The organism is Bacillus sp. BML-BC051, from assembly GCF_019656175.1.
Classification (GTDB): domain Bacteria; phylum Bacillota; class Bacilli; order Bacillales; family Bacillaceae_G; genus Bacillus_A; species Bacillus_A mobilis.
Window position 1 is genome coordinate 1 of the sequence record NZ_BPLI01000057.1, and the last position, 18,561, is coordinate 18,561.

Below are 18,561 nucleotides of genomic sequence, written 5' to 3' on the forward strand. Positions count from 1 at the left end.
AGGTGGGGGTCTTACTGCCAGTTAAAGTGGGATAAATTTGTCATGAAAAGAAATAAAATTTCATAAAATAATAAAGTAATATTGATTTTAAATTTCTTGAAGTTATAATGAAAGTATGAAATTAAATTTCAAAGCAGGTGATAATATGTTAGAAAATTTATCGACAGAACATCGGAATGAGAAGACGATGAATTTAGATGAGATGAGCATAAAAGAAGTTTTGCAAAGTATGAATGAAGAAGATCGAACTGTTGCGTTAGCAGTTGAAAATGAAATAGAAGAAATTGAAAAGGTTGTACAGATTGTCATTAAATCCTTTGAAGATGAGGGCCGATTAATTTACATTGGGGCTGGTACGAGTGGTCGTTTAGGTATTTTGGACGCAGTGGAATGTCCGCCGACATTTGGAACAGATGATAAAATGGTGCAAGGATTTATAGCAGGTGGATTGAAAGCGTTTACTAAGGCGGTGGAAGGTGCCGAAGACCGCGAAGAGTTAGCAGAAGAAGATTTAAAGAGTATTGGATTAAATGAGAAAGATACAGTGATTGGAATTGCGGCAAGTGGTCGAACTCCTTATGTAATTGGAGGTTTGAAGTACGCGGCTAGCGTGGGAGCGAGCACGGCGAGTATTTCTTGTAATAAAAATGCTGAAATAAGTAAATATGCAAAACTAAATGTGGAAGTAGAAACAGGCGCAGAAATTTTAACAGGCTCAACGCGTTTGAAGGCTGGTACAGCACAAAAATTAGTACTTAATATGATTTCAACAGCTTCTATGATTGGTGTTGGGAAAGTATATAAAAACTTAATGGTAGATGTTCAATCTACAAATGAAAAGTTAGTAGAACGATCAAAACGAATTATTGTGGAAGCAACAGGGGTTAGTTATGAAGTAGCAGCAGAGTGTTATGAAAAAGCAGAACGTAATGTGAAAGCTGCGATTGTTATGGTGTTATTGCAGTGTGAGTATGGGGAAGCACTGGAAAAGTTAAAAGAAGCGAAAGGGTTTGTGAAGAAGGCACTATAAAATAATAGGGAGGGGGATTCTATTATGAAGAAAGAAGAGAGAATGGCCAAAGAGATTTCAGAGAAACTTGGGGGAGTAAAAAATATTCGTGGCATTGCTCATTGTATGACGAGACTGCGATTAACGCTTCATGATGAAAGTAAAGTGAACATGGATCTTTTGAAAAAGGTTGAAGGGGTTATGGGCGTTATTGAAGATGAGACGCTTCAAGTTGTTGTTGGCCCAGGGACAGTAAATAAAGTAGCAGCTGAAATGGAAGGTTTAACGGGACTGCGAATTGGTGAGGTGGCAGATCATCACCTTGAAGATCTTGGGCAAGAAATGAAGTCAGAGATTAAGAAGAAAAATAATACACCAGTGAAAAACTTTTTAAGAAAAATAGGAAGTATTTTCATTCCGTTAATTCCAGGTCTTGTTGCGTCAGGTATTATAAACGGGGTTGCTAACTTTGCGAAAAACGCAGGTGCTGATCCGAATGCAACGTGGCTACAAATGCTACTACTCATTGGCGGCGGTATCTTTACATTCTTAGGAATTTTAGTCGGCTGGAATACAGCGAAAGAATTTGGCGGGACACCAGTTCTTGGGGCAATTGCTGGTATTTTAATTTTTAACCCAGCGATGGCGAATGTGAAATTATTCGGTGAAGCGCTCGTACCCGGACGGGGCGGACTATTTGCAGTAATTTTTGCAGCATGGCTTATGGTTGTAGTGGAAAGACAAGTTCGAAAAGCAGTGCCAAATGCAGTTGATATTATTGTAACGCCGCTTATTACTGTGTTAGTCGTAAGTATCGTAACGATGTTAGCGATTCAGCCGGTAGCAGGTTTTTTATCTGAAGGAATTACAAGCGGAATTAATGTGATTTTAAGTATTGGCGGAGCGTTTGCGGGAGCAGTGCTTGCTGGAACATTTTTACCGCTCGTTATGGTCGGATTACACCATGGTTTAACACCAATTCATATGGAGTTTATTAATCAAACGCACGTAACGCCTTTATTACCAGTACTAGCAATGGCTGGAGCTGGGCAAGTAGGGGCAGCGATTGCAATCTATGTAAAAACAAAAAACAAACGACTTCGTAACGTAATTAAAGGTGCATTACCAGTTGGATTTTTAGGAATTGGCGAACCGTTATTATACGGGGTTACATTACCACTTGGGAAACCGTTTCTTACAGCTTGTTTAGGAGCAGCAGTTGGCGGTGCATTCCAAGCAGTTATGAAAACAGCCGCACTCGGAATTGGCGTATCAGGATTATCATTAATTCCGTTAATTGCTGATAATAAATATTTATTATATTTCCTTGGATTAGTGGTGGCATATACGTTCGGATTTATCTTTACGTACTTCTTCGGATTTAAAGAAGAAATGGCAGAAAACATATAGAGAAAGGGATTCCTTTCTCTTTTTCTATTCATAGAAAGGGAGATTCATATGATAGGAGTTTCAATTTATCTTGCAAAAGAACGAGTAAAGAAACAAGAAGAGTGGTTAAAAGTAGCGAAGGAAAACGGATTTACATCTATTTTTACATCATTGCATATTCCTGAAGATGACCCTGGTACGTATAAAGAGTTAATTCAAATACTTGGGAAGCAAGCTCTCGAAAATGAAATGGAATTAATGGTTGATGTTTCTCCAAAGTCGTTACACCATTTAGGAATGACGTATGAAAATGTGGAAGAGTTAGTAAACTGGGGTATTACTGGTTTACGAATGGACTATGGCATCACGCCAAAAGAAATTGCACGCGTATCCCATAAAATGAAAGTAGCTTTAAATGCGAGTACGATTACAGAATCATTTTGGAAAGAGTTAATCATAGAAAATATCAAGGTAGAGAATGTAGAAGCGTGGCATAATTTTTATCCGCGCCCAGAAACAGGACTAGCAAAGTTCTTTTTACAAAAACAAAACGAATACTTACATGAGTGCGGAATAAAAACGATGGCATTCATTCCAGGAGATGGGGAAAAACGTGGTCCGCTATATGAAGGCTTACCAACGTTAGAAAAGCACCGCCATATGCGCCCGCTTGAAGCGTACTTAGAACTTGTACACGATTGTGGTGTCGATAAGGTGTTAATCGGGGATATAAGCGGAAGTGTAGAAAGCGTACAAGAGATAGCGAGTGCGAGTAGAGGAATTATTCCACTGCGGTATGAGCCATTAATCAAGGAAAGAGAAGTATTAGAAATGGTAGAACAAGTGCATACAAATAGACTAGATCCAGCTCGTGATGTCATTCGTTCTGTAGAATCGCGAGAAGAAAACAAGGTGGTTGTACAGCCGATGCATACCATTGTAAGAAAGAAAGGTAGCATTACAATTGATAACGAATTGTATGGTAGATATGCTGGAGAGATGCAGGTTGCCAAACATGATTTGCCTATAGATGAGAAAGTGAATGTTGTTGGAATGGTTGTAGAAGAGGACTTGTCTTTATTGCCGTATGTTGGTGCTGGAAAAATGTTTCAACTTTTTTTGTGCGATAGAGTAAAAGCTTGAATTAGCGCTATTTTGTAAGAAAACATTATCCGTAAATGGGATAATGTTTTTTGTTTTCTTTAAAAAAGTATTTGACGAATGAAATGAAATACCGTATTGTTTTGACTTGTAAATAAAAGTTCACCATAACAAAACAAAAAGGAGAGTTCAAAATGAACCAATATATTGGGAATTTAATTATTCGCATCGTGTTAGGAGTGACATTCTTCGCGCACGGTTTAGCGAAGTTTCAATCAGGTATCGATAACGTAGCAGGATGGTTTACAAGCATCGGCTTACCAGGTGGTCTGGCATACGGCGTAGCAACTGTAGAATTAGTTGGTGGTATATTATTAATTATCGGTTTAGGCGTAAAATATGTAGGATTGTTATTTGCACTTATTTTAGCTGGAGCTATCGTAAAGGTAAATGGAGCAGCAGGTTTATTAGGAGATGGAAAGAATCCAGGATATGAATTAGATCTTGCATTACTAGCAATGGGTGCGTATTTATTCGTTGTAAAAGCAGAAGGGTATGTAGATCGTTTCTTAAAAGAGAAAGTAATGAAAACGAAGTAAACTTATTTATAAATTGTTGACTTGGATCATTATTGTAACTATAATGATTACAACGTGTAGATTAAGAATAAAACAAATTAAATATTTTTTTACACAAGATGTAACGAAAATGGTTACATCTTGTGTAAAAAATAAACAGAATGGGAGGAAGTAACATGCCTAAATCAAATTTAGAAATTATTCGAAGTACATATGAAGGATCAGCTTCTTCGAATGCAAAACATTTAGCAGAAGCCCTCTCTGAAAAAGTAGAATGGACAGAGGCAGAAGGATTCCCATACGGGGGAACTTATATAGGTGTAGAAGCAATAATGAAAAATGTATTTAGCCGATTAGGATCACAATGGGATGATTATAAAGCGAGTGTAAATATGTACCATGAAGTAAACGGAAAAGATGTAATTATTGCTGAAGGTGTTTATTCAGGAGTTTATAAAGAAACGGGAAAATCATTTGAAGCAGATTTTATTCACGTATGGCAACTGGAAAAAGGAAAAATCATAAAATTCAAGCAATATGTGGATAGTTATATTGTACGAGAAGCGATGAAGGTTTAAAATAAAATAAGGAAACAAATGGAATCGACTGTGCGCAGGCGATTCCATTTGTTTATGTGATTATTAGGGGAATGGGGAGTACATAATATGAAAAAATGGATAATAGGGGCAATTACAATGATTGTAATTGCGATAGGAGCTGTATTCGGTGTTACTAAACTTCTTAATTATATAGAGGAAGAGGAGAAGAGTCTTAAAACACAAAAAGTGATGAGCCAACAGGACAAGAAAGTTGCGGAAGAGAAGCCACAATTTAGTGAGGATGAAATTATTTCTACCATGCATAGGATGGTACATCAAAAAGTAAAATCCTCTGAAAAATGGGGATTTATTGAAATGACAAATAAGGAAATTGTTAGTGCCAAGAAGGCAGTAGAAAGTAGTACAAATTTTAAATATAAATCAAAGTTACTTGCCACTTTAGAGCGCTGGGAGAAAGGGGATTTTTCACAAACGGTTGAGGAGCATAACTTTTTGTGGGAAATTCAAGGTGGTGATACTGGAAAGGCAACAGAACGTTTATCGCCAGAAGAAGAAAAACAGTATGTAAAAGAAATGAAAGGTAAATAAAAATATCGCCACTTTGGTGGCGATATTTTTTTGTTAAGAATGTTTCCGCATTAAAGCCCTAGTTGGCTGAACAGTAACTGTTTTGAAATGAGAAAATAAATAACATCCCGTCACAACGATCATTGTCCCGAAAATTTGTATCCACGTTAGTTCTTCTCCGAGGAAAAGAAATGCTAAAATAGCTGTGAAAATTGGATTGAAGTTTAGAAAAATACCGGATGTCGTAGCTCCTAATTTTTGCACGCCAATATTCCAAAACACCATACAAAGAACTGTTGAAATAAGCCCTGTATATAAAAGGGATGTGATGAAGGAAGTATTTATATTTGTAACAGTGAAGCTCCCAATGTTAAATGGCAGTAATAAAATAACACCGAAAATACCAGAGTATAATGTTGCCATGAGTGGTGTAGTTGTTTTTGTTGCCCATTTACTACAAACAGAATACATGCCCCAAATACAAACAGCCGCAAGCATCCATAAATCGCCGCTATTAAAATGTAGTGAAAATAAAAGTGAAAAGTTACCTTTTAATAGGACAAGAATAACCCCAAAGAATGAAAGAATCATGGATAGAATTTGAAGTGTATTTACTTTTTCTTTTAGAAATAATACTGAAAATAGTGCAATTGAAATTGCATTTAATGTAGAAATAAGCCCTACATTCGTTGCGGATGTTTTTTCTAGTGCTAGAAATTGAAAGATGTTAAAAAGAGCGACCCCTGAAATCCCCATTAGTAGTAACGGAAGTATTGCAGCACGAGGTGGAATAATTTTCTTTTCTTTAAACCAAACCATCGGTAATAAACAAACAATCGCAATCATCCATCTTAAACTTGTAAGTGTCATCGGAGACGCGTGATCAACGAGCGATTTTCCAACGACGAAATTTCCTCCCCATAATAAGCTCGTTAGTAATAGTAAAAAGACATAAAAATAAGGCATATTAAAATCCCCTTTGTTGTAATCAATGTGAATTGTAAATAATTTTAGCATTTTTCTTTATTATGTAATATATTCTTTTGTATAATGGGAAAAAGTCGATAAGATATTTTGTTTTGGATAATATTTACGGAAAGATATTCAGTTTTATATAGAATATAATGTGTTTTTTCGAATAATCATCGGTAATAAAAAGGGGGAATTTTGATGGAGTCGTCAGTTATTAAAGTGTTAGATGATTTAGACGTACAAATTTTAGATATATTGCAGAAGGAGTCTCAAGTAAGTAATGCAGAGCTTGCGAGACGCGTTAATTTATCACCAGCTGCGATGCATGCGAGAATAAAAAGATTAGATGGAGAAGGGTTCATTGATAAGCAAGTAGCTATTTTAAATCAAGAAAAGCTTGGTTTTGATTTGTTATGCTTCATTTTTATGAGTACAAATATTCATCAATCGGATAAACTTGACGTGTTGGAAAAAGAATTAGAAGCGATGCCAGAAGTGTTAGAGTGTCACTGCTTAACAGGAGAATATGATTATTTATTAAAGGTTGCAAATCGTGATCGTAAAGAGCTGGAGCAGTTTATTAGAAAGCTGAATAAGCTTGGAATTACAAGGATACAGACGAGTTTAGCACTTCGTGAAATTAAATATTCGACAGTATTACCGATACGAAATGAAGAACCAAGCATCGATTAGATTGCTCGGTTTTTTGTTTGTATAAAGTGATTGACGGGGAGAAAAGAGAGATGTATCATTATATAAAATTATGAATTAAAATTCATTTAGGTTTATAAATATTAATATCAGGGGCAAGGGGATAAAATATGGAGATCTTTAATGCGGTTACGAGTGATGTGAAAGAAATTTATAGTCTCATTGAAACTTATGCAAAAGAGGGAGTTGTTTTACCGCGTTCGCTTTTGTCTCTCTATCAATATTTACAATGTTTATATGTTATGAAAGAAGGGGAAGAAATTGTTGGAGTTGCTGGTTTACATGTGTTAGGGGAGGATCTTGCAGAAGTTCGGTCATTAGTCGTTTCGCATACATATGCAGGGAAGGGAATCGGGCGTATGCTAGTGAACCATGTAATAAATGAGGCAGCAAAAATAAAAGTGAGTAGAGTCATTTCTTTAACATATGAAACGGAATTTTTTCAAAAGTGCGGGTTTGATTTTGTGAATAGAGAGGCGTTACCAGAGAAAGTATGGATTGATTGTAGACATTGTCCAAAGGTTGATTATTGTGATGAGGTGGCGATGATTCGGTATGTCGGGTGAAATTTTCAGAGAGAAAAAAGTCCCACTATTATTTACGTAATAGTGGGATTCTATATTTTAGGGAAATTAAGAACTTGAATTCGTTTTTCTTACTGCGAAATTAAAAATGGGATTTTTAAGCTCATAGTTATAAGTAAAACCATCGACAAGCCCTACAACTTTATCACTGTCGTAAAGATCAAGCATAAATTGTGCCATTTGTTTTGCAGTGTGGAATTTCGGTACAACAGTATCGTATTGGAATTCATCAATATCAAATGAACGTTTTGCAAATTCTGTTTCAGTTGCACCAGGTGCTAAAATCTTTGCTTGCAGTTTTGCACCTTGTTCTTTCAATTCATGAGATAAACCTTCTGTAAATGCACTTACATAGAATTTCGTAGCGCAATACGTAACAGCATCAGCAACAATTGTGTATCCACCGCCTGATGAAACGTTAATAAGTTGTGTGCCATCAACCATTGAATAATCTCGAACGAAAAGAGAAGAGAGTATTGTTAGTGCTTCTATATTTACATGTAACATCGTTTCAATTTTATTTAAATTTTGTTCAGCAATTGAGGCGAAATTACCAAACCCTGCGTTGTTAATCCACGTTTCAATTTGAAAGGCTTGTAGGCTTTCATAAAGCTTATAAACATTCTCCGTGATAGATAAATCAGTTCTTCGAATAACAACATCTAATTCTGGATTCATTTCGTTAATTTTTAATTTTAATCCGTCTAATTCTTCTTGTCTTCGAGCGACAAGTATTAAGTTCTTTCCACGAGATGCAAAGGCTAAAGCCGATTCATAGCCAATTCCAGAACTAGCGCCAGTAATAACAGTGTATTTCATATAAAATCCCCCTAAGTTCAAATAAATGTATTATGGTTAGATTTTATTTGTTAGAGTATACTCTAAGTCAAATGTTTTTTATTAATTTGATAAGGCTATAAAATATATGAGGATAAGCATGTGGAGGGAGTGAGAGTATGTATACAATTAGCGAGGTGGCTAAATTAATAGGAGTGAGTACACATACACTACGTTATTATGAAAAGGAAAATATATTAATTGCAAATCGCGATACAAATGGGAATCGAATGTATGAAGAGTCACATATAAAGTGGTTGCAGTTTGTCATGAAATTAAAACAAACGCAAATGCCGATAGCGAAAATAAGAGAATACGCTAGGTTATATTTAGAAGGGGAGCATACAACGGAAGCTCGCTTACAGCTCCTAGAAGATCATAGGGAATCTATTCAGATGCAAAGAGACAACTTAGTCATTACAGAAAAGATGCTGGAGAATAAAATTATTGCATACAAAGCCTCTTTGGAAAATAAATAGAAAATATATATATATGATAAAAATGGATTTAATCTCACAGTGTGTTGGCAAATAAAAAAGAGCAGTTAGCAAACGCTAACTGCTCTATTAAAGGGATCTCTCCAAGGGGGAGTGGAGAAAATATTATGTTACTAGCAGTATTAACAGATTATTAGGAAATATACAAATCGGATGAAATAAATTTTAAATAAACTTTCGGCATTGACAGCTTTTAAAATATTCATGTACAATATTCATGAATGACATTCAGTCATTTTCGATGAGTGGATACAATTAGCTTGGAAATGGAACAAATATAATGGTAAATGAGGATGATAGTTGTTTTATATATAGTAGTGGTGAAAGAGAATATTTTTTAAAACAAAAATGACTGATAGTCAGTCATAAGAGGTGAGAGGTATGAAAAATAGAGCTTGGTTATATGTCATATTAACATGTATCTTTGAAATTTTTTGGGTATTTGGTTTTAATACGGCCGATACTTGGTGGCATTGGATTATTATTTTAGGAGTTATCGCTGTTGATTTTCACTTTCTTTCTAAAGCGTGTGAACATCTTGCGACAGGAACTGTATATGCTATCTTTGCCGGAGCTGGTACGGTAGGTACTTTCTTAATGGATGTATTCCTTTTCGGCGGAAGTTTCAGTGTAGGGAAATTATTCTTTATCGCAATGGTTGTAGCTGGCGTTATCGGTTTAAAGCTAGCTGATAATAAAGAAGAAACTGTGGAAGGAGCTGCTTAAAGATGGGTTGGTTTTTCGTATTTTGTGCTGCAATTAGTGAAATAGTCGGTGTGATCGGTCTAAAAATGTATAGTAAAGATAAAACGTTAGCAAATGGTGCGCTTTATATAGGCGGGTTTGCTACATCCTTTGCATTCTTGTATACATCTTTCTTATTTTTACAAGTAAGTGTCGCGTATGCGGTTTGGATTGGTATTGGAACAGCAGGTGCCGTTTTATTAAACATGTTCCTGTTTGGTGAGTCGAAAAATAAAGCACGTATCATTAGTGTGGCTCTTATTGTATGCGGAGTGACAGGATTAAAGGCTCTTTCGTAAAAATATGCTGTATCTCCTAACAAGTCGTTAGGAGATTTTTGTTATAAAAAGTGCACGATAATTGACAGTACAGCTAGTTATTTTATAAAATGAGTGACAGTCATTCAATACGCGTTTGAAAGGGTTTAGATGATGAATAAAAAAGAGAAAATTGTCTATGCAGCTATTGAAGTGTTTCAGGAAAAGGGCGTTGAAAAAACGAAGATTTCTGATATCGTAAAATTAGCTGGCATTGCACAAGGAACTTTCTATTTATATTTTCCTTCTAAGTTATCTGTTATGCCTGCAATAGCAGAAGTGATGGTTGAAAAGATGATACTTGCAGTGAAAGAAAAAGTGCAAAACGATGCACCTTTCTCAAGTAAAGTGACGCAAGTAATAGATGCGGTGTTTCACTTTATAGCGGAATATCGTGAAATACAAGCTTTAATGTATGCGGGTCTTGCATCTACAGAACATATAAAAGAATGGGAAGCTGTGTATGAGCCTCTTTATATGTGGCTAAGTGAATTTTTAAATGAGGCGAAAGAAGCTGGTGAAATTCGTGATTCGGTTCACGCAGAGCGAACAGCGAAGTTATTTATCGCTCTAGTTGAATCAGCAGCGGAACAAGTTTATTTATATGATCATAAAGATGAAGAGCAAGTCGAGCTACAAAAGGCAGAAGTACTAGATTTTTTAACACATGCACTACATATAAAGAAATAGTAAGATGAACCTGTCTGAAAAGGTAGGTTCATTTTTGAGGGAAAATGAATGATAGTCATTCACCTAATGCTTATGTATGTGTGGAAGGATAGTGTGAAATTCTAATGAGTGGAGGCATCTCTACTCATGATTAGCCCACAAATAGCAGGATAAAGAAAAAGCTTCTTGGGCATTATTTTTTTGAGGAACTTACGGGAAGAGGTGTTAAAAAGTGAAGAAACCGATAAAAGAACAAAAGATGGTATTGGTCATTCTTTTGAGTAATATATTTATCGCTTTTTTAGGGATTGGATTAATCATTCCGGTTATGCCGTCCTTTATGAATGACATGAGTTTAACAGGGAAGACGATGGGTTATCTCGTTGCAGTGTTTGCAATGGCTCAGCTTATTACGTCACCTATTACAGGCCGGTGGGTTGATCTTTACGGCAGGAAGAAAATGATCATCATTGGATTATTTATTTTTGGTGTTTCAGAACTTCTTTTCGGATTAGGAAAAGATGTGTGGATGCTTTATGTAGCACGGGTGTTAGGCGGAATTAGTGCTGCGTTTATTATGCCTGGTGTTACGGCATATGTTGCGGATATTACCTCTATGCAAGAACGTCCAAAGGCGATGGGATATTTATCTGCCGCAATTAGTACTGGATTTATTATAGGGCCTGGAATTGGCGGATTTATTGCAGAATACGGAATACGTGTGCCGTTTTTCGTTGCAGCAGCAATTGCTTTTATAGCATGTGTAATTTCGATCTTTATTTTAAAAGAACCGTTAACGAAAGAAGAACTTGCAGAGATTTCTGCTAACACGAAAGAATCAAGTTTTATTGGTGATTTAAAGAAATCATTACATCCAATGTATGCAATTGCATTTATTATCGTATTTGTACTCGCATTTGGATTATCGGCGTATGAAACTGTGTTTAGTCTATTTTCTGATCATAAGTTTGGATTTACGCCGAAAGATATTGCGGCAATTATTACGATTAGCTCCATCTTTGGGGTAGTTGTGCAAGTATTTATGTTTGGTAAATTGGTTGATATGTTCGGGGAAAAAGTGTTAATTCAAATATGTTTAATTGTAGGTGCAGTATTAGCTTTCGTTTCAACTGTAGTCTTTAATTATTGGATTGTACTTCTCGTTACTTGCTTTATTTTCCTTGCATTTGATTTGCTTCGTCCAGCTTTAACGACGTTTTTATCAAAAGCAGCTGGAAAAGAGCAAGGATTCGTTGCTGGTATGAACTCGACTTATACGAGTTTAGGAAATATAGCAGGACCAGCGATGGGCGGAATATTATTTGATATGAATATTCATTATCCATATGCATTTTCAGGAGTTGTTTTAATAGTTGGTCTCGGCATTACATTTATGTGGAGAGAGAAACAGCTAGCTCAAAGTTTTGCGAAGTAATGTAGTGAATAACGAAAAGCCTCTTACTATTTTTATGGTAAGGGGCTTTTCGTTTATAAACTTAATCCAAAACGCTTTAATTCAATAAATATCCCCTCTAATTGCTTTCCTTTATCCGTTAACGTGTACTCTACGCGAGGCGGAACTTCTGGATATACTTTTCGCGTTATAATCCCTTGTGCTTCCAATTCTTTTAGGCGAAGTGATAATGTTTTCGGACTAATCCCGTCCATTGATTTTTGTAAATCACTAAAGCGTAATGTTCCTTCGATAAGAAGGTCGCGAATGATTAAAAACGTCCATTTTGTACGAATTACATCAAGGGTTTTAGCGATAGGACAAGGTATGCCTGGTAAACCTTTCGTTAATTCAACTGGATCTATATTGTTCATGGAAATAGCCTCCATAAAAATTTTTTTGATGAATCTGCTTTATAGTATCACAAAACTATACTTTTGGTAACTATATGAAAAAAATATCACTACTTCCATAAAGGAAGTTAGTGCATATACAATAGCAATACGAAATACAAAGGGTTTGTATGAAGGAGGAGGTGATTTTCATGGGGATAAAAAAGTTGTTTGGATTCCTTAGTTTGTTTGTTGTTTGTATTGTACTTGTAGCATGTAGCGGGGAACAAAAAACGGAAATCCAGTTATTAAAAGAAATGCCAAAGCCAAAAGCAATGACAATTGATCCCTCACTAAGTAAAAAGGAAGCGACCGAAATGGTTCATGCAGCGCAGCGTTTTTATGCATTTTGGGATACAGGTAAGGAGGAACTTATTCTGCAAACTGTTTCTGAAGATTTTTCCGATAATACATTGCCGAAAGGGCGACCACAAGGCACTGAAGGATTAAAGTTTGCGGCACAAAATTTTCGTAAAGTCGTTCCTAATATACATTGCGAGATTGAAGATTTATTAGTCGTCGGTGATAAAGTAACAGCTCGTCTTTCTTTTACAGGAACGCATAAGGATAAGAAAATCAATTTTTTTGCAATCGATATTTTACATGTGAAAGACGGAAAGATAACGGAAGACTGGCATTTAGAAGGTAATCTTACGCTAAAACAACAACTTGGGTTAATAGCCGAGGAATAAAATAAGGGAGAGAAAAGTGATGAAAAATATATTTATTATAAATGGACATGAAAAATACGGTACGAAAGAAGGACGATTAAATAGAACGTTAGTTGATTATATGGTAACGGTATTAAGTGAGAAGCATCATGTGAAAACAACAACGATTCAAGATGGCTATAGTATTAAAGAAGAACAAGAGAAGTTTTTATGGGCGGATGTTGTGATTTATCAAACGCCAATTTACTGGTTTAGTGTACCTGGGTTATTTAAAACGTATATGGATGAAGTATATGAATACGGTTTGTTCTTTAAGGGTGCTGATGAATATGGAACAGGTGGTTTATTAAAAGAGAAGCAGTATATGTTTTCTACAACTTGGAATGCACCTGAAAAGGCATTTGGAGATAAGACGAAGTTCTTTGAAGGGGAAAGTTTAGAGTCAACGCTTAGCCATTTACACCGCGTGCAAAAGTTTCTTGGCATGAGTCCGTTAAAGAGCTTTGCTTGTTATGATGTGGTGAAGCATCCGAATATTGAGCAATATGTATTGAACTTGAAAGATCACTTAGATGGAGTAATTAAATAATAGTATGTGAAGAAGGTACTACTAAGGATGTAGTACCTTCTCTATCATGAAATACGTTGAAAATCTTTATTTATACAGGACTGTTTTAGTTTTTTTGATTTGATTAAATGCTTAATATCAGAGATGTTATCGTATGAAAGTTGAGTATGATAATAGTTAATGTACTCAAGTAATGCAAAAATATAAATAAATAGAGTGAATGATAGCCCGCCTAAAGGTAAGTGTGGATACCAAATTATAAAATCAATAGTAAACGTAATAAATCCTGTGATAATGAATGCTATATTTATCTTTTGAAGTATTTTTAAATATTGAACCACCCTAATAGGGGTAACAGATGTTTTCTCTTTTTTTATTCGTTTCCATTTTACGTACCAGTAAATTACTCCTTGTAATAAGATAAACTCTAAAAGAAGAAATGAGACCCAAAAAGAATATAGGGAATATAAATGTAACGTAGGATAAGCATAATTAAGTAAGTAACTTGTGAAAATAAAAGTAATGATTGAAAATAACTCACCTGTGTATAGATAAGAAAGTCTTTTTTCTAGCGTGCGTTTCATGTTTCTTCTCCTTTTATAACGACTCACATTTTAAGACATGGATGGCTGTATCCATAACTTCGCAAAATTTGCCCAGCCGAATGAATCAATTGTTACATTTTTTAAGGAAGAGGGATATGTTTTTCTTTTTAAAACGTGATAGTTAAATAAAATGATGTGTTCTGCTTGTACAAATTCTTCGATCTCATACATGAGCTCATAGCGTTTTTCTTTATTTTCTTCTAATAAAAAGGTATCAAGTAAACAGTTAATTTGGTTTTCATAGTGCGGGTCCATGAACCTATTTACGAAGCAACTTTTATTTTTAAATACATTTAAGAATGCAAGTTCATGATCGGCAGCAAACACTTCTCCCATGAAAATAATATCGGCGTGTTTATCAATAGAATGATCCATATAATCTGAAACGAGAAATGGATGAAGTTCTACGTGTACTCCTAATTGTTCGCAACGTTCCTTTAGGAAATGTGCGTCATTTGCACTATCTTTAAATGCGAAGAAGTAAATATGTATCGTTTCGCCATTATAGGTGCTCTTTTTTAAATACTCTTTCGCTTTTTCTAAAGAGTAGGACCTTTTAGTAGCTTTGCGGCTTCTTTCAGGGAAAAAGCTTGATGCAGCAATTGTCCGTCTACCCTCTATGCTACGAATTATCGTTTCAACGTCATATAGTTCTCTCCAAGCTTTTCGAAAGTACATGTCGTGATGAGGACCAGGTTTTGTAAAGTTGAAGCTAGCATAAATACACCCTATTTCTTCTATTTGTATATCATGCCTTTCATTCTCTTCTTCATTTGGTAGTTCATAATCAGCATCTATTTGCACATGATCAGGAATACCCCAAAATTCAATGCGGTCTAATAATGCGCGTTCTTTAAAATAATGGGTGAAGGCTTCGAGTACGATATTGTCTTCAGAGTAATGAGCAAGTTTGAAAGGTCCAGTACCTATATAATGATGATCTTGAATATTAGCATCACGCGGCAAGATTGCTAGTTGCATGGAACTTACATAGTGTAAGAAAAATAAATTTGGTTTTGCTAAATGAAATCGAATTTGCAGTGGTGATGGCGTTTCAATTTGAACAATTTCTTCTGTTAACCATTCGAAAGGAGAGTGAACTTCTTTTAGTCTTTCAAAAGAAAATTGTACATCTTTAGAAGTTAAAACTGTTTCGTTATGAAAATATACATCCTTTCGTAAATAAAAAGTCCACGTAAGCCCGTCTTCACTTAATTCCCACGTATGCGCGATGTGTGGTTCCATTTTTTCAGTAACATCGTTATAAACGACTAACGTATCAAAAATTTGACTCGTAAGATGGCTCTCTGTAGTTACAGCCACAAAAGCCGGATCTAATGGGAATATCTTTCTCGATATAGGAATCTTTAATATGTCGTACATATCATTTGAAGGTTCGTATCCAAAATGATGATGTAGTTTATTTTCTATCTTTTTTTGAAGTGCAAGGGGTAGGGGTTCTTTTAAAAGAAGAAAGATATCTTTTAATTTTTCTTGCGCTAACAGTTCATCTGTATAGGACTCAATCGCTTCTACGAAATTATGTATAAATAGGATTTCTGTTTTATTCCCGCGGCCTCGCCCTGGAGTCCAGCTAATTAATTGCTCCTCGCTCATTTTCTTTAATAAAATCTTTACGTTTTTCGTACTGCAATATAAAACATCCGCTAATTCTTGTAAGCTATTTCGCATATGTTGTTGATCTTGTGCATGTAGTCTTAGTCTAATGTAATAGTCCATAATTTTCATATATACACTTCCTTCTATCTATAAAAGGGGAAACTCTTTAGAATATTCTAACCTTTTTCTTCCTTTTTTTCAAAGTAAAATAAGTAAGCATAAGGAGGGGGAAACAATGGGATTTTGGAGTATGCATCGAAATATAAAAATTAGAATTATAACTTCTTTTTTAACACGTACTGTGTCCACGATGATTTTTCCATTTATGGCGATTTATTTTTCAATAAAGTTAGGTAGTGCGATTGCTGGTGCGTTACTACTTATTAATGTCATAGCTTCGTTAGTAATTGGTCTATACGGTGGATATGTTGGGGATCGGCTCGGTCGTAAAAAGGTGATGATTATCGGTCAAAGTATACAAGTCATTTCCATTGCTTGTATGGGAGTTGCAAATTCGGATTATGTAGATTCACCGTGGCTAACATTTGTGTTTATGTTAGTGAATAGTTTAGGGTCTGGACTTATGAATCCAGCGACGGAAGCGATGTTAATCGATGTGAGTACACCTGAAAATCGAAAAGTGATGTACAGCATTAACTACTGGGCGATTAATTTATCTATTGCAATTGGAGTGATATTTGGCGGATTACTATTTGAAAACTATAGATTACAATTGTTTATCGGATTAACAGTTATTGCAGTTATTACTTTATATGTGATGGCTGTATATATGGAAGAAGTGTATGTAGCACGAAAAATAGTAGAGAAGAAAAATGTATTAAAAGATATGGCGGATAGTTATAAAGCCGTGATGAAAGATAGAACGTTTTTAATTTTTTGCGCAGCAAGTATATGTACATTATCTTTAGAGTTTCAAATTAATAATTATTTAGGAGTACGTTTGCAGCAGGAATTTGAAACAGTGCACTTTTTATTCGGGAATGGTTTTACGTTTGATTTAACAGGTATTCGCATGCTGAGCTGGATTTCAGCAGAGAATACAATTTTAGTTGTGTTATGTTCAGCTCTGCTTATTAAAATGTTAAAAAGCTTCAACGATTTGAAAATCTTATATGTAGGTTTATTCATTTATACAATTGGATTTACAATACTCGGAACGAGCAATAATTTGTGGATTTTATTAATTGCAGGGCTTTTCCAAACGGTAGGCGAGATGATGTATGTGCCAGTGCGTCAATCTATTATGGCAGATATGGTGCCAAATGAGGCGAGAGGTTCATATATGGCGATTAACGGAATGGTCTTTCAAGTGGCAAAAATGAACGGGGCATTAGGTGTTATGCTAGGTTCATTTCTTGCATCTTGGGGCATGAGTGCTCTGTACTTTATCGTTGGTATGAGCAGTATTTTATTATTTATGAAGGCGATTGGGAGAGAGAAGTATGAGGGGGAGATTTCTCAGATTGGATAAAACGATATGAAAAGCGATACTAGAAATCGCTTTTCATATGGCTTTTAAAACGGATCAACTTCAGCTAAATCAGGATTGCTATTTGGGTTTGTTAATAAGACTTTCAGCTCACCTACTTCAGAGAGCGCAACGAGGATATAACCACTAATAAGGACGACGAGTCCGATGACCCTTAATGTTTGCAGTGTAATGTCACGGCTATTGTTTTCGGAGTTGTCTTGGGGCGTTGAAGGTGGATTGTTATTCATGATTAAGGCTCCCATCTTTTTTTATTTATATATGTGTAAATTTATTATTTAACTTATGGATAGGAATCGTATAGTCATTTTCACTATATGAGAAATGCCTATGAAAAGTGATTAGAAATTTTGGGACGAGAAAAGAGTGTAACCCAAAAGGCCATTAAAACTACACTTTTGGATTACACTCTTTTTATTTATCCCGCTATTTGTGGTGGTCGGATTTTCTGTAAACGACCAGTTGGTGAGGGCTAATTAATCAGTGGGGGATGAATAAAACCCCACTGATTAATTATTTTCATGTAAATAAAAGGAGGTTAGTTAACCAAAGTAGCTATCCTAATATACGCAACGATTCTTCAATAAACGCGGGGATGTCTTCCGGTTGTCTACTTGTAACTAATTGATTTTGGCATACGACGACTTCTTTATCATGGAAATTTCCACCGGCATTTTTTAAATCGACCGAAATGGATTTATATCCAGTCACATCACGTCCTTCAAGCGTTTGGGCAGTGATGAGTAATTGGGGGCCGTGACAAATAGCAAAAACAGGTTTTTTCGCATCCATAAATGCTTTGCTAAAGCGAACGAAACGTTCATCTGCACGAAGTATATCTGGGGAAAATCCGCCTGGTATGAAGAGGGCATCAAAGTTCTCTGGAGAAACATCATCGATACCTTTATCAATTACAACTTCACTTTTTCCTTGTTTACCGTGTATCGTTTTACCTTTTTCTGCTTCAATAGTTGTTAATTCATATCCCTTTTGTTTAAAAGCTTCTGCTGGCTCTGTGTATTCTGTGTCCTCGAAATAATCTGTTATTAAAATAGCAATTTTTTTACTCATTCTAATCCGCTCCTTACATTATATTATCGGTTTCAGAATCATCCTTGAGCAATGTCTTTTATAAAGTGAAACTTTAATTCATGTTTTTCATTCCCTCCAGTTTCTTTGCCCTGTTACTTTAATACATACCCTTTTT

The 18,561-nt window shown here is 35.4% G+C and carries 23 protein-coding genes; 16 read left to right on the plus strand and 7 right to left on the minus strand.

All coding sequences use genetic code 11. The features are described from left to right. Nucleotides 1–145 precede the first annotated feature (145 nt). The 6 genes from murQ (at nt 146) to K5S59_RS21840 (ending at nt 5,225) form a co-directional block, all read left to right on the plus strand. Nucleotides 146–1,030, plus strand: coding sequence for an N-acetylmuramic acid 6-phosphate etherase (murQ, locus tag K5S59_RS21815; RefSeq protein WP_075312087.1), 885 nt, complete (start codon nt 146–148; stop codon nt 1,028–1,030). 24 nt (nt 1,031–1,054) lie between these two features. Continuing rightward, nucleotides 1,055–2,419: a PTS transporter subunit EIIC gene (locus K5S59_RS21820; RefSeq protein ID WP_212982028.1), complete on the plus strand. Its 1,365-nt coding sequence runs from the start codon at nt 1,055–1,057 to the stop codon at nt 2,417–2,419. Nucleotides 2,420–2,467: 48 nt separating this feature from the next. Then, nucleotides 2,468–3,541 carry a DUF871 domain-containing protein gene (locus K5S59_RS21825; protein WP_087985778.1) on the plus strand — a complete coding sequence of 358 codons (1,074 nt, stop codon included), beginning with the start codon at nt 2,468–2,470 and terminating at the stop codon, nt 3,539–3,541. A 152-nt stretch (nt 3,542–3,693) separates the two neighbouring features. Then, entirely contained in the window at nt 3,694–4,098 is a 405-nt protein-coding gene (locus K5S59_RS21830; protein ID WP_001077744.1) for a DoxX family protein, read from the plus strand. A 155-nt stretch (nt 4,099–4,253) separates the two neighbouring features. Then, nucleotides 4,254–4,655 carry a nuclear transport factor 2 family protein gene (locus K5S59_RS21835; RefSeq protein ID WP_120449529.1) on the plus strand — a complete coding sequence of 134 codons (402 nt, stop codon included), beginning with the start codon at nt 4,254–4,256 and terminating at the stop codon, nt 4,653–4,655. Nucleotides 4,656–4,742: 87 nt separating this feature from the next. Next, on the plus strand, nt 4,743–5,225 hold the full coding sequence (locus K5S59_RS21840) for a PRK06770 family protein (RefSeq protein WP_063263502.1): 483 nt from the start codon (nt 4,743–4,745) through the stop codon (nt 5,223–5,225). A 33-nt stretch (nt 5,226–5,258) separates the two neighbouring features. Here K5S59_RS21840 and K5S59_RS21845 read toward each other — a convergent pair whose 3' ends face one another. Beyond that, on the minus strand, nt 5,259–6,170 hold the full coding sequence (locus K5S59_RS21845; RefSeq protein WP_001146282.1) for a DMT family transporter: 912 nt from the start codon (nt 6,168–6,170) through the stop codon (nt 5,259–5,261). 204 nt (nt 6,171–6,374) lie between these two features. Between K5S59_RS21845 and K5S59_RS21850 the strand changes: the two genes are divergently transcribed. Together K5S59_RS21850 and K5S59_RS21855 are read left to right on the plus strand one after the other, a co-directional pair. Then, complete coding sequence (locus K5S59_RS21850; protein WP_000446100.1) at nt 6,375–6,869, plus strand: Lrp/AsnC family transcriptional regulator; 495 nt, start codon at nt 6,375–6,377, stop codon at nt 6,867–6,869. Between the two features lie 128 nt (nt 6,870–6,997). Further along, nucleotides 6,998–7,453: an N-acetyltransferase gene (locus K5S59_RS21855; protein WP_000402253.1), complete on the plus strand. Its 456-nt coding sequence runs from the start codon at nt 6,998–7,000 to the stop codon at nt 7,451–7,453. 66 nt (nt 7,454–7,519) lie between these two features. On the opposite strand, the gene K5S59_RS21860 is transcribed toward K5S59_RS21855, so the two are convergent. Then, nucleotides 7,520–8,290, minus strand: a complete 771-nt coding sequence (locus K5S59_RS21860) for an SDR family NAD(P)-dependent oxidoreductase (protein WP_000878094.1) — start codon at nt 8,288–8,290, stop codon at nt 7,520–7,522. 137 nt (nt 8,291–8,427) lie between these two features. On the opposite strand from K5S59_RS21860, the gene K5S59_RS21865 reads away from it, so the two are divergent. The 5 genes from K5S59_RS21865 to K5S59_RS21885 all read left to right on the plus strand — a co-directional run bounded on the left by K5S59_RS21865 (nt 8,428) and on the right by K5S59_RS21885 (nt 11,970). After that, nucleotides 8,428–8,787, plus strand: coding sequence for a MerR family transcriptional regulator (locus K5S59_RS21865; protein ID WP_098259441.1), 360 nt, complete (start codon nt 8,428–8,430; stop codon nt 8,785–8,787). A gap of 399 nt (nt 8,788–9,186) precedes the next feature. Beyond that, nucleotides 9,187–9,531 carry a DMT family transporter gene (locus K5S59_RS21870; RefSeq protein ID WP_000796012.1) on the plus strand — a complete coding sequence of 115 codons (345 nt, stop codon included), beginning with the start codon at nt 9,187–9,189 and terminating at the stop codon, nt 9,529–9,531. A 2-nt stretch (nt 9,532–9,533) separates the two neighbouring features. Continuing rightward, on the plus strand, nt 9,534–9,848 hold the full coding sequence (locus K5S59_RS21875; RefSeq protein ID WP_000539673.1) for a DMT family transporter: 315 nt from the start codon (nt 9,534–9,536) through the stop codon (nt 9,846–9,848). 129 nt (nt 9,849–9,977) lie between these two features. After that, entirely contained in the window at nt 9,978–10,556 is a 579-nt protein-coding gene (locus K5S59_RS21880) for a TetR/AcrR family transcriptional regulator (protein ID WP_002070619.1), read from the plus strand. A 211-nt stretch (nt 10,557–10,767) separates the two neighbouring features. Continuing rightward, entirely contained in the window at nt 10,768–11,970 is a 1,203-nt protein-coding gene (locus tag K5S59_RS21885) for an MFS transporter (RefSeq protein WP_000742969.1), read from the plus strand. Nucleotides 11,971–12,023: 53 nt separating this feature from the next. Here the strand turns inward: K5S59_RS21885 and K5S59_RS21890 are convergent, their stop codons facing one another. Next, a complete protein-coding gene (locus K5S59_RS21890; protein WP_001059466.1) occupies nt 12,024–12,362 on the minus strand; it encodes a winged helix-turn-helix transcriptional regulator in 339 nt (112 codons plus the stop codon). Between the two features lie 170 nt (nt 12,363–12,532). Between K5S59_RS21890 and K5S59_RS21895 the strand changes: the two genes are divergently transcribed. Both K5S59_RS21895 and K5S59_RS21900 read left to right on the plus strand, forming a co-directional pair. Next, nucleotides 12,533–13,072 carry an ester cyclase gene (locus K5S59_RS21895; RefSeq protein WP_212981889.1) on the plus strand — a complete coding sequence of 180 codons (540 nt, stop codon included), beginning with the start codon at nt 12,533–12,535 and terminating at the stop codon, nt 13,070–13,072. A 19-nt stretch (nt 13,073–13,091) separates the two neighbouring features. Further along, entirely contained in the window at nt 13,092–13,640 is a 549-nt protein-coding gene (locus K5S59_RS21900; protein WP_000789198.1) for an NAD(P)H-dependent oxidoreductase, read from the plus strand. A 44-nt stretch (nt 13,641–13,684) separates the two neighbouring features. Here the strand turns inward: K5S59_RS21900 and K5S59_RS21905 are convergent, their stop codons facing one another. Then, nucleotides 13,685–14,203, minus strand: coding sequence for a hypothetical protein (locus K5S59_RS21905; RefSeq protein WP_000831569.1), 519 nt, complete (start codon nt 14,201–14,203; stop codon nt 13,685–13,687). A gap of 30 nt (nt 14,204–14,233) precedes the next feature. Next, nucleotides 14,234–15,973 carry an SgrR family transcriptional regulator gene (locus K5S59_RS21910; RefSeq protein ID WP_098873441.1) on the minus strand — a complete coding sequence of 580 codons (1,740 nt, stop codon included), beginning with the start codon at nt 15,971–15,973 and terminating at the stop codon, nt 14,234–14,236. A gap of 106 nt (nt 15,974–16,079) precedes the next feature. On the opposite strand from K5S59_RS21910, the gene K5S59_RS21915 reads away from it, so the two are divergent. Next, entirely contained in the window at nt 16,080–17,336 is a 1,257-nt protein-coding gene (locus tag K5S59_RS21915; protein ID WP_000508218.1) for an MDR family MFS transporter, read from the plus strand. A gap of 44 nt (nt 17,337–17,380) precedes the next feature. Here K5S59_RS21915 and K5S59_RS21920 read toward each other — a convergent pair whose 3' ends face one another. Further along, entirely contained in the window at nt 17,381–17,584 is a 204-nt protein-coding gene (locus tag K5S59_RS21920; protein WP_001063872.1) for a hypothetical protein, read from the minus strand. 325 nt (nt 17,585–17,909) lie between these two features. After that, nucleotides 17,910–18,425, minus strand: coding sequence for a type 1 glutamine amidotransferase domain-containing protein (locus tag K5S59_RS21925; protein WP_000037514.1), 516 nt, complete (start codon nt 18,423–18,425; stop codon nt 17,910–17,912). Between the last annotated feature and the right edge of the window lie 136 nt (nt 18,426–18,561).

Excerpts from the sequence above, each read along its gene's own strand:
- K5S59_RS21850 (WP_000446100.1), top strand. The coding sequence starts at position 6,375 with ATGGAGTCGTCAGTTATTAAAGTGTTAGATGATTTAGACGTACAAATT.
- K5S59_RS21900 (WP_000789198.1), top strand. The coding sequence starts at position 13,092 with ATGAAAAATATATTTATTATAAATGGACATGAAAAATACGGTACGAAA.
- K5S59_RS21865 (WP_098259441.1), top strand. The coding sequence starts at position 8,428 with ATGTATACAATTAGCGAGGTGGCTAAATTAATAGGAGTGAGTACACAT.
- K5S59_RS21880 (WP_002070619.1), top strand. The coding sequence starts at position 9,978 with ATGATGAATAAAAAAGAGAAAATTGTCTATGCAGCTATTGAAGTGTTT.
- K5S59_RS21830 (WP_001077744.1), top strand. The coding sequence starts at position 3,694 with ATGAACCAATATATTGGGAATTTAATTATTCGCATCGTGTTAGGAGTG.
- K5S59_RS21825 (WP_087985778.1), top strand. The coding sequence starts at position 2,468 with ATGATAGGAGTTTCAATTTATCTTGCAAAAGAACGAGTAAAGAAACAA.
- K5S59_RS21875 (WP_000539673.1), top strand. The coding sequence starts at position 9,534 with ATGGGTTGGTTTTTCGTATTTTGTGCTGCAATTAGTGAAATAGTCGGT.
- K5S59_RS21890 (WP_001059466.1), bottom strand. The coding sequence starts at position 12,362 with ATGAACAATATAGATCCAGTTGAATTAACGAAAGGTTTACCAGGCATA.
- K5S59_RS21925 (WP_000037514.1), bottom strand. The coding sequence starts at position 18,425 with ATGAGTAAAAAAATTGCTATTTTAATAACAGATTATTTCGAGGACACA.
- K5S59_RS21835 (WP_120449529.1), top strand. The coding sequence starts at position 4,254 with ATGCCTAAATCAAATTTAGAAATTATTCGAAGTACATATGAAGGATCA.
- K5S59_RS21820 (WP_212982028.1), top strand. The coding sequence starts at position 1,055 with ATGAAGAAAGAAGAGAGAATGGCCAAAGAGATTTCAGAGAAACTTGGG.
- K5S59_RS21840 (WP_063263502.1), top strand. The coding sequence starts at position 4,743 with ATGAAAAAATGGATAATAGGGGCAATTACAATGATTGTAATTGCGATA.
- murQ (WP_075312087.1), top strand. The coding sequence starts at position 146 with ATGTTAGAAAATTTATCGACAGAACATCGGAATGAGAAGACGATGAAT.
- K5S59_RS21920 (WP_001063872.1), bottom strand. The coding sequence starts at position 17,584 with ATGAATAACAATCCACCTTCAACGCCCCAAGACAACTCCGAAAACAAT.
- K5S59_RS21905 (WP_000831569.1), bottom strand. The coding sequence starts at position 14,203 with ATGAAACGCACGCTAGAAAAAAGACTTTCTTATCTATACACAGGTGAG.
- K5S59_RS21860 (WP_000878094.1), bottom strand. The coding sequence starts at position 8,290 with ATGAAATACACTGTTATTACTGGCGCTAGTTCTGGAATTGGCTATGAA.
- K5S59_RS21845 (WP_001146282.1), bottom strand. The coding sequence starts at position 6,170 with ATGCCTTATTTTTATGTCTTTTTACTATTACTAACGAGCTTATTATGG.
- K5S59_RS21915 (WP_000508218.1), top strand. The coding sequence starts at position 16,080 with ATGGGATTTTGGAGTATGCATCGAAATATAAAAATTAGAATTATAACT.
- K5S59_RS21870 (WP_000796012.1), top strand. The coding sequence starts at position 9,187 with ATGAAAAATAGAGCTTGGTTATATGTCATATTAACATGTATCTTTGAA.
- K5S59_RS21895 (WP_212981889.1), top strand. The coding sequence starts at position 12,533 with ATGGGGATAAAAAAGTTGTTTGGATTCCTTAGTTTGTTTGTTGTTTGT.
- K5S59_RS21855 (WP_000402253.1), top strand. The coding sequence starts at position 6,998 with ATGGAGATCTTTAATGCGGTTACGAGTGATGTGAAAGAAATTTATAGT.
- K5S59_RS21910 (WP_098873441.1), bottom strand. The coding sequence starts at position 15,973 with ATGAAAATTATGGACTATTACATTAGACTAAGACTACATGCACAAGAT.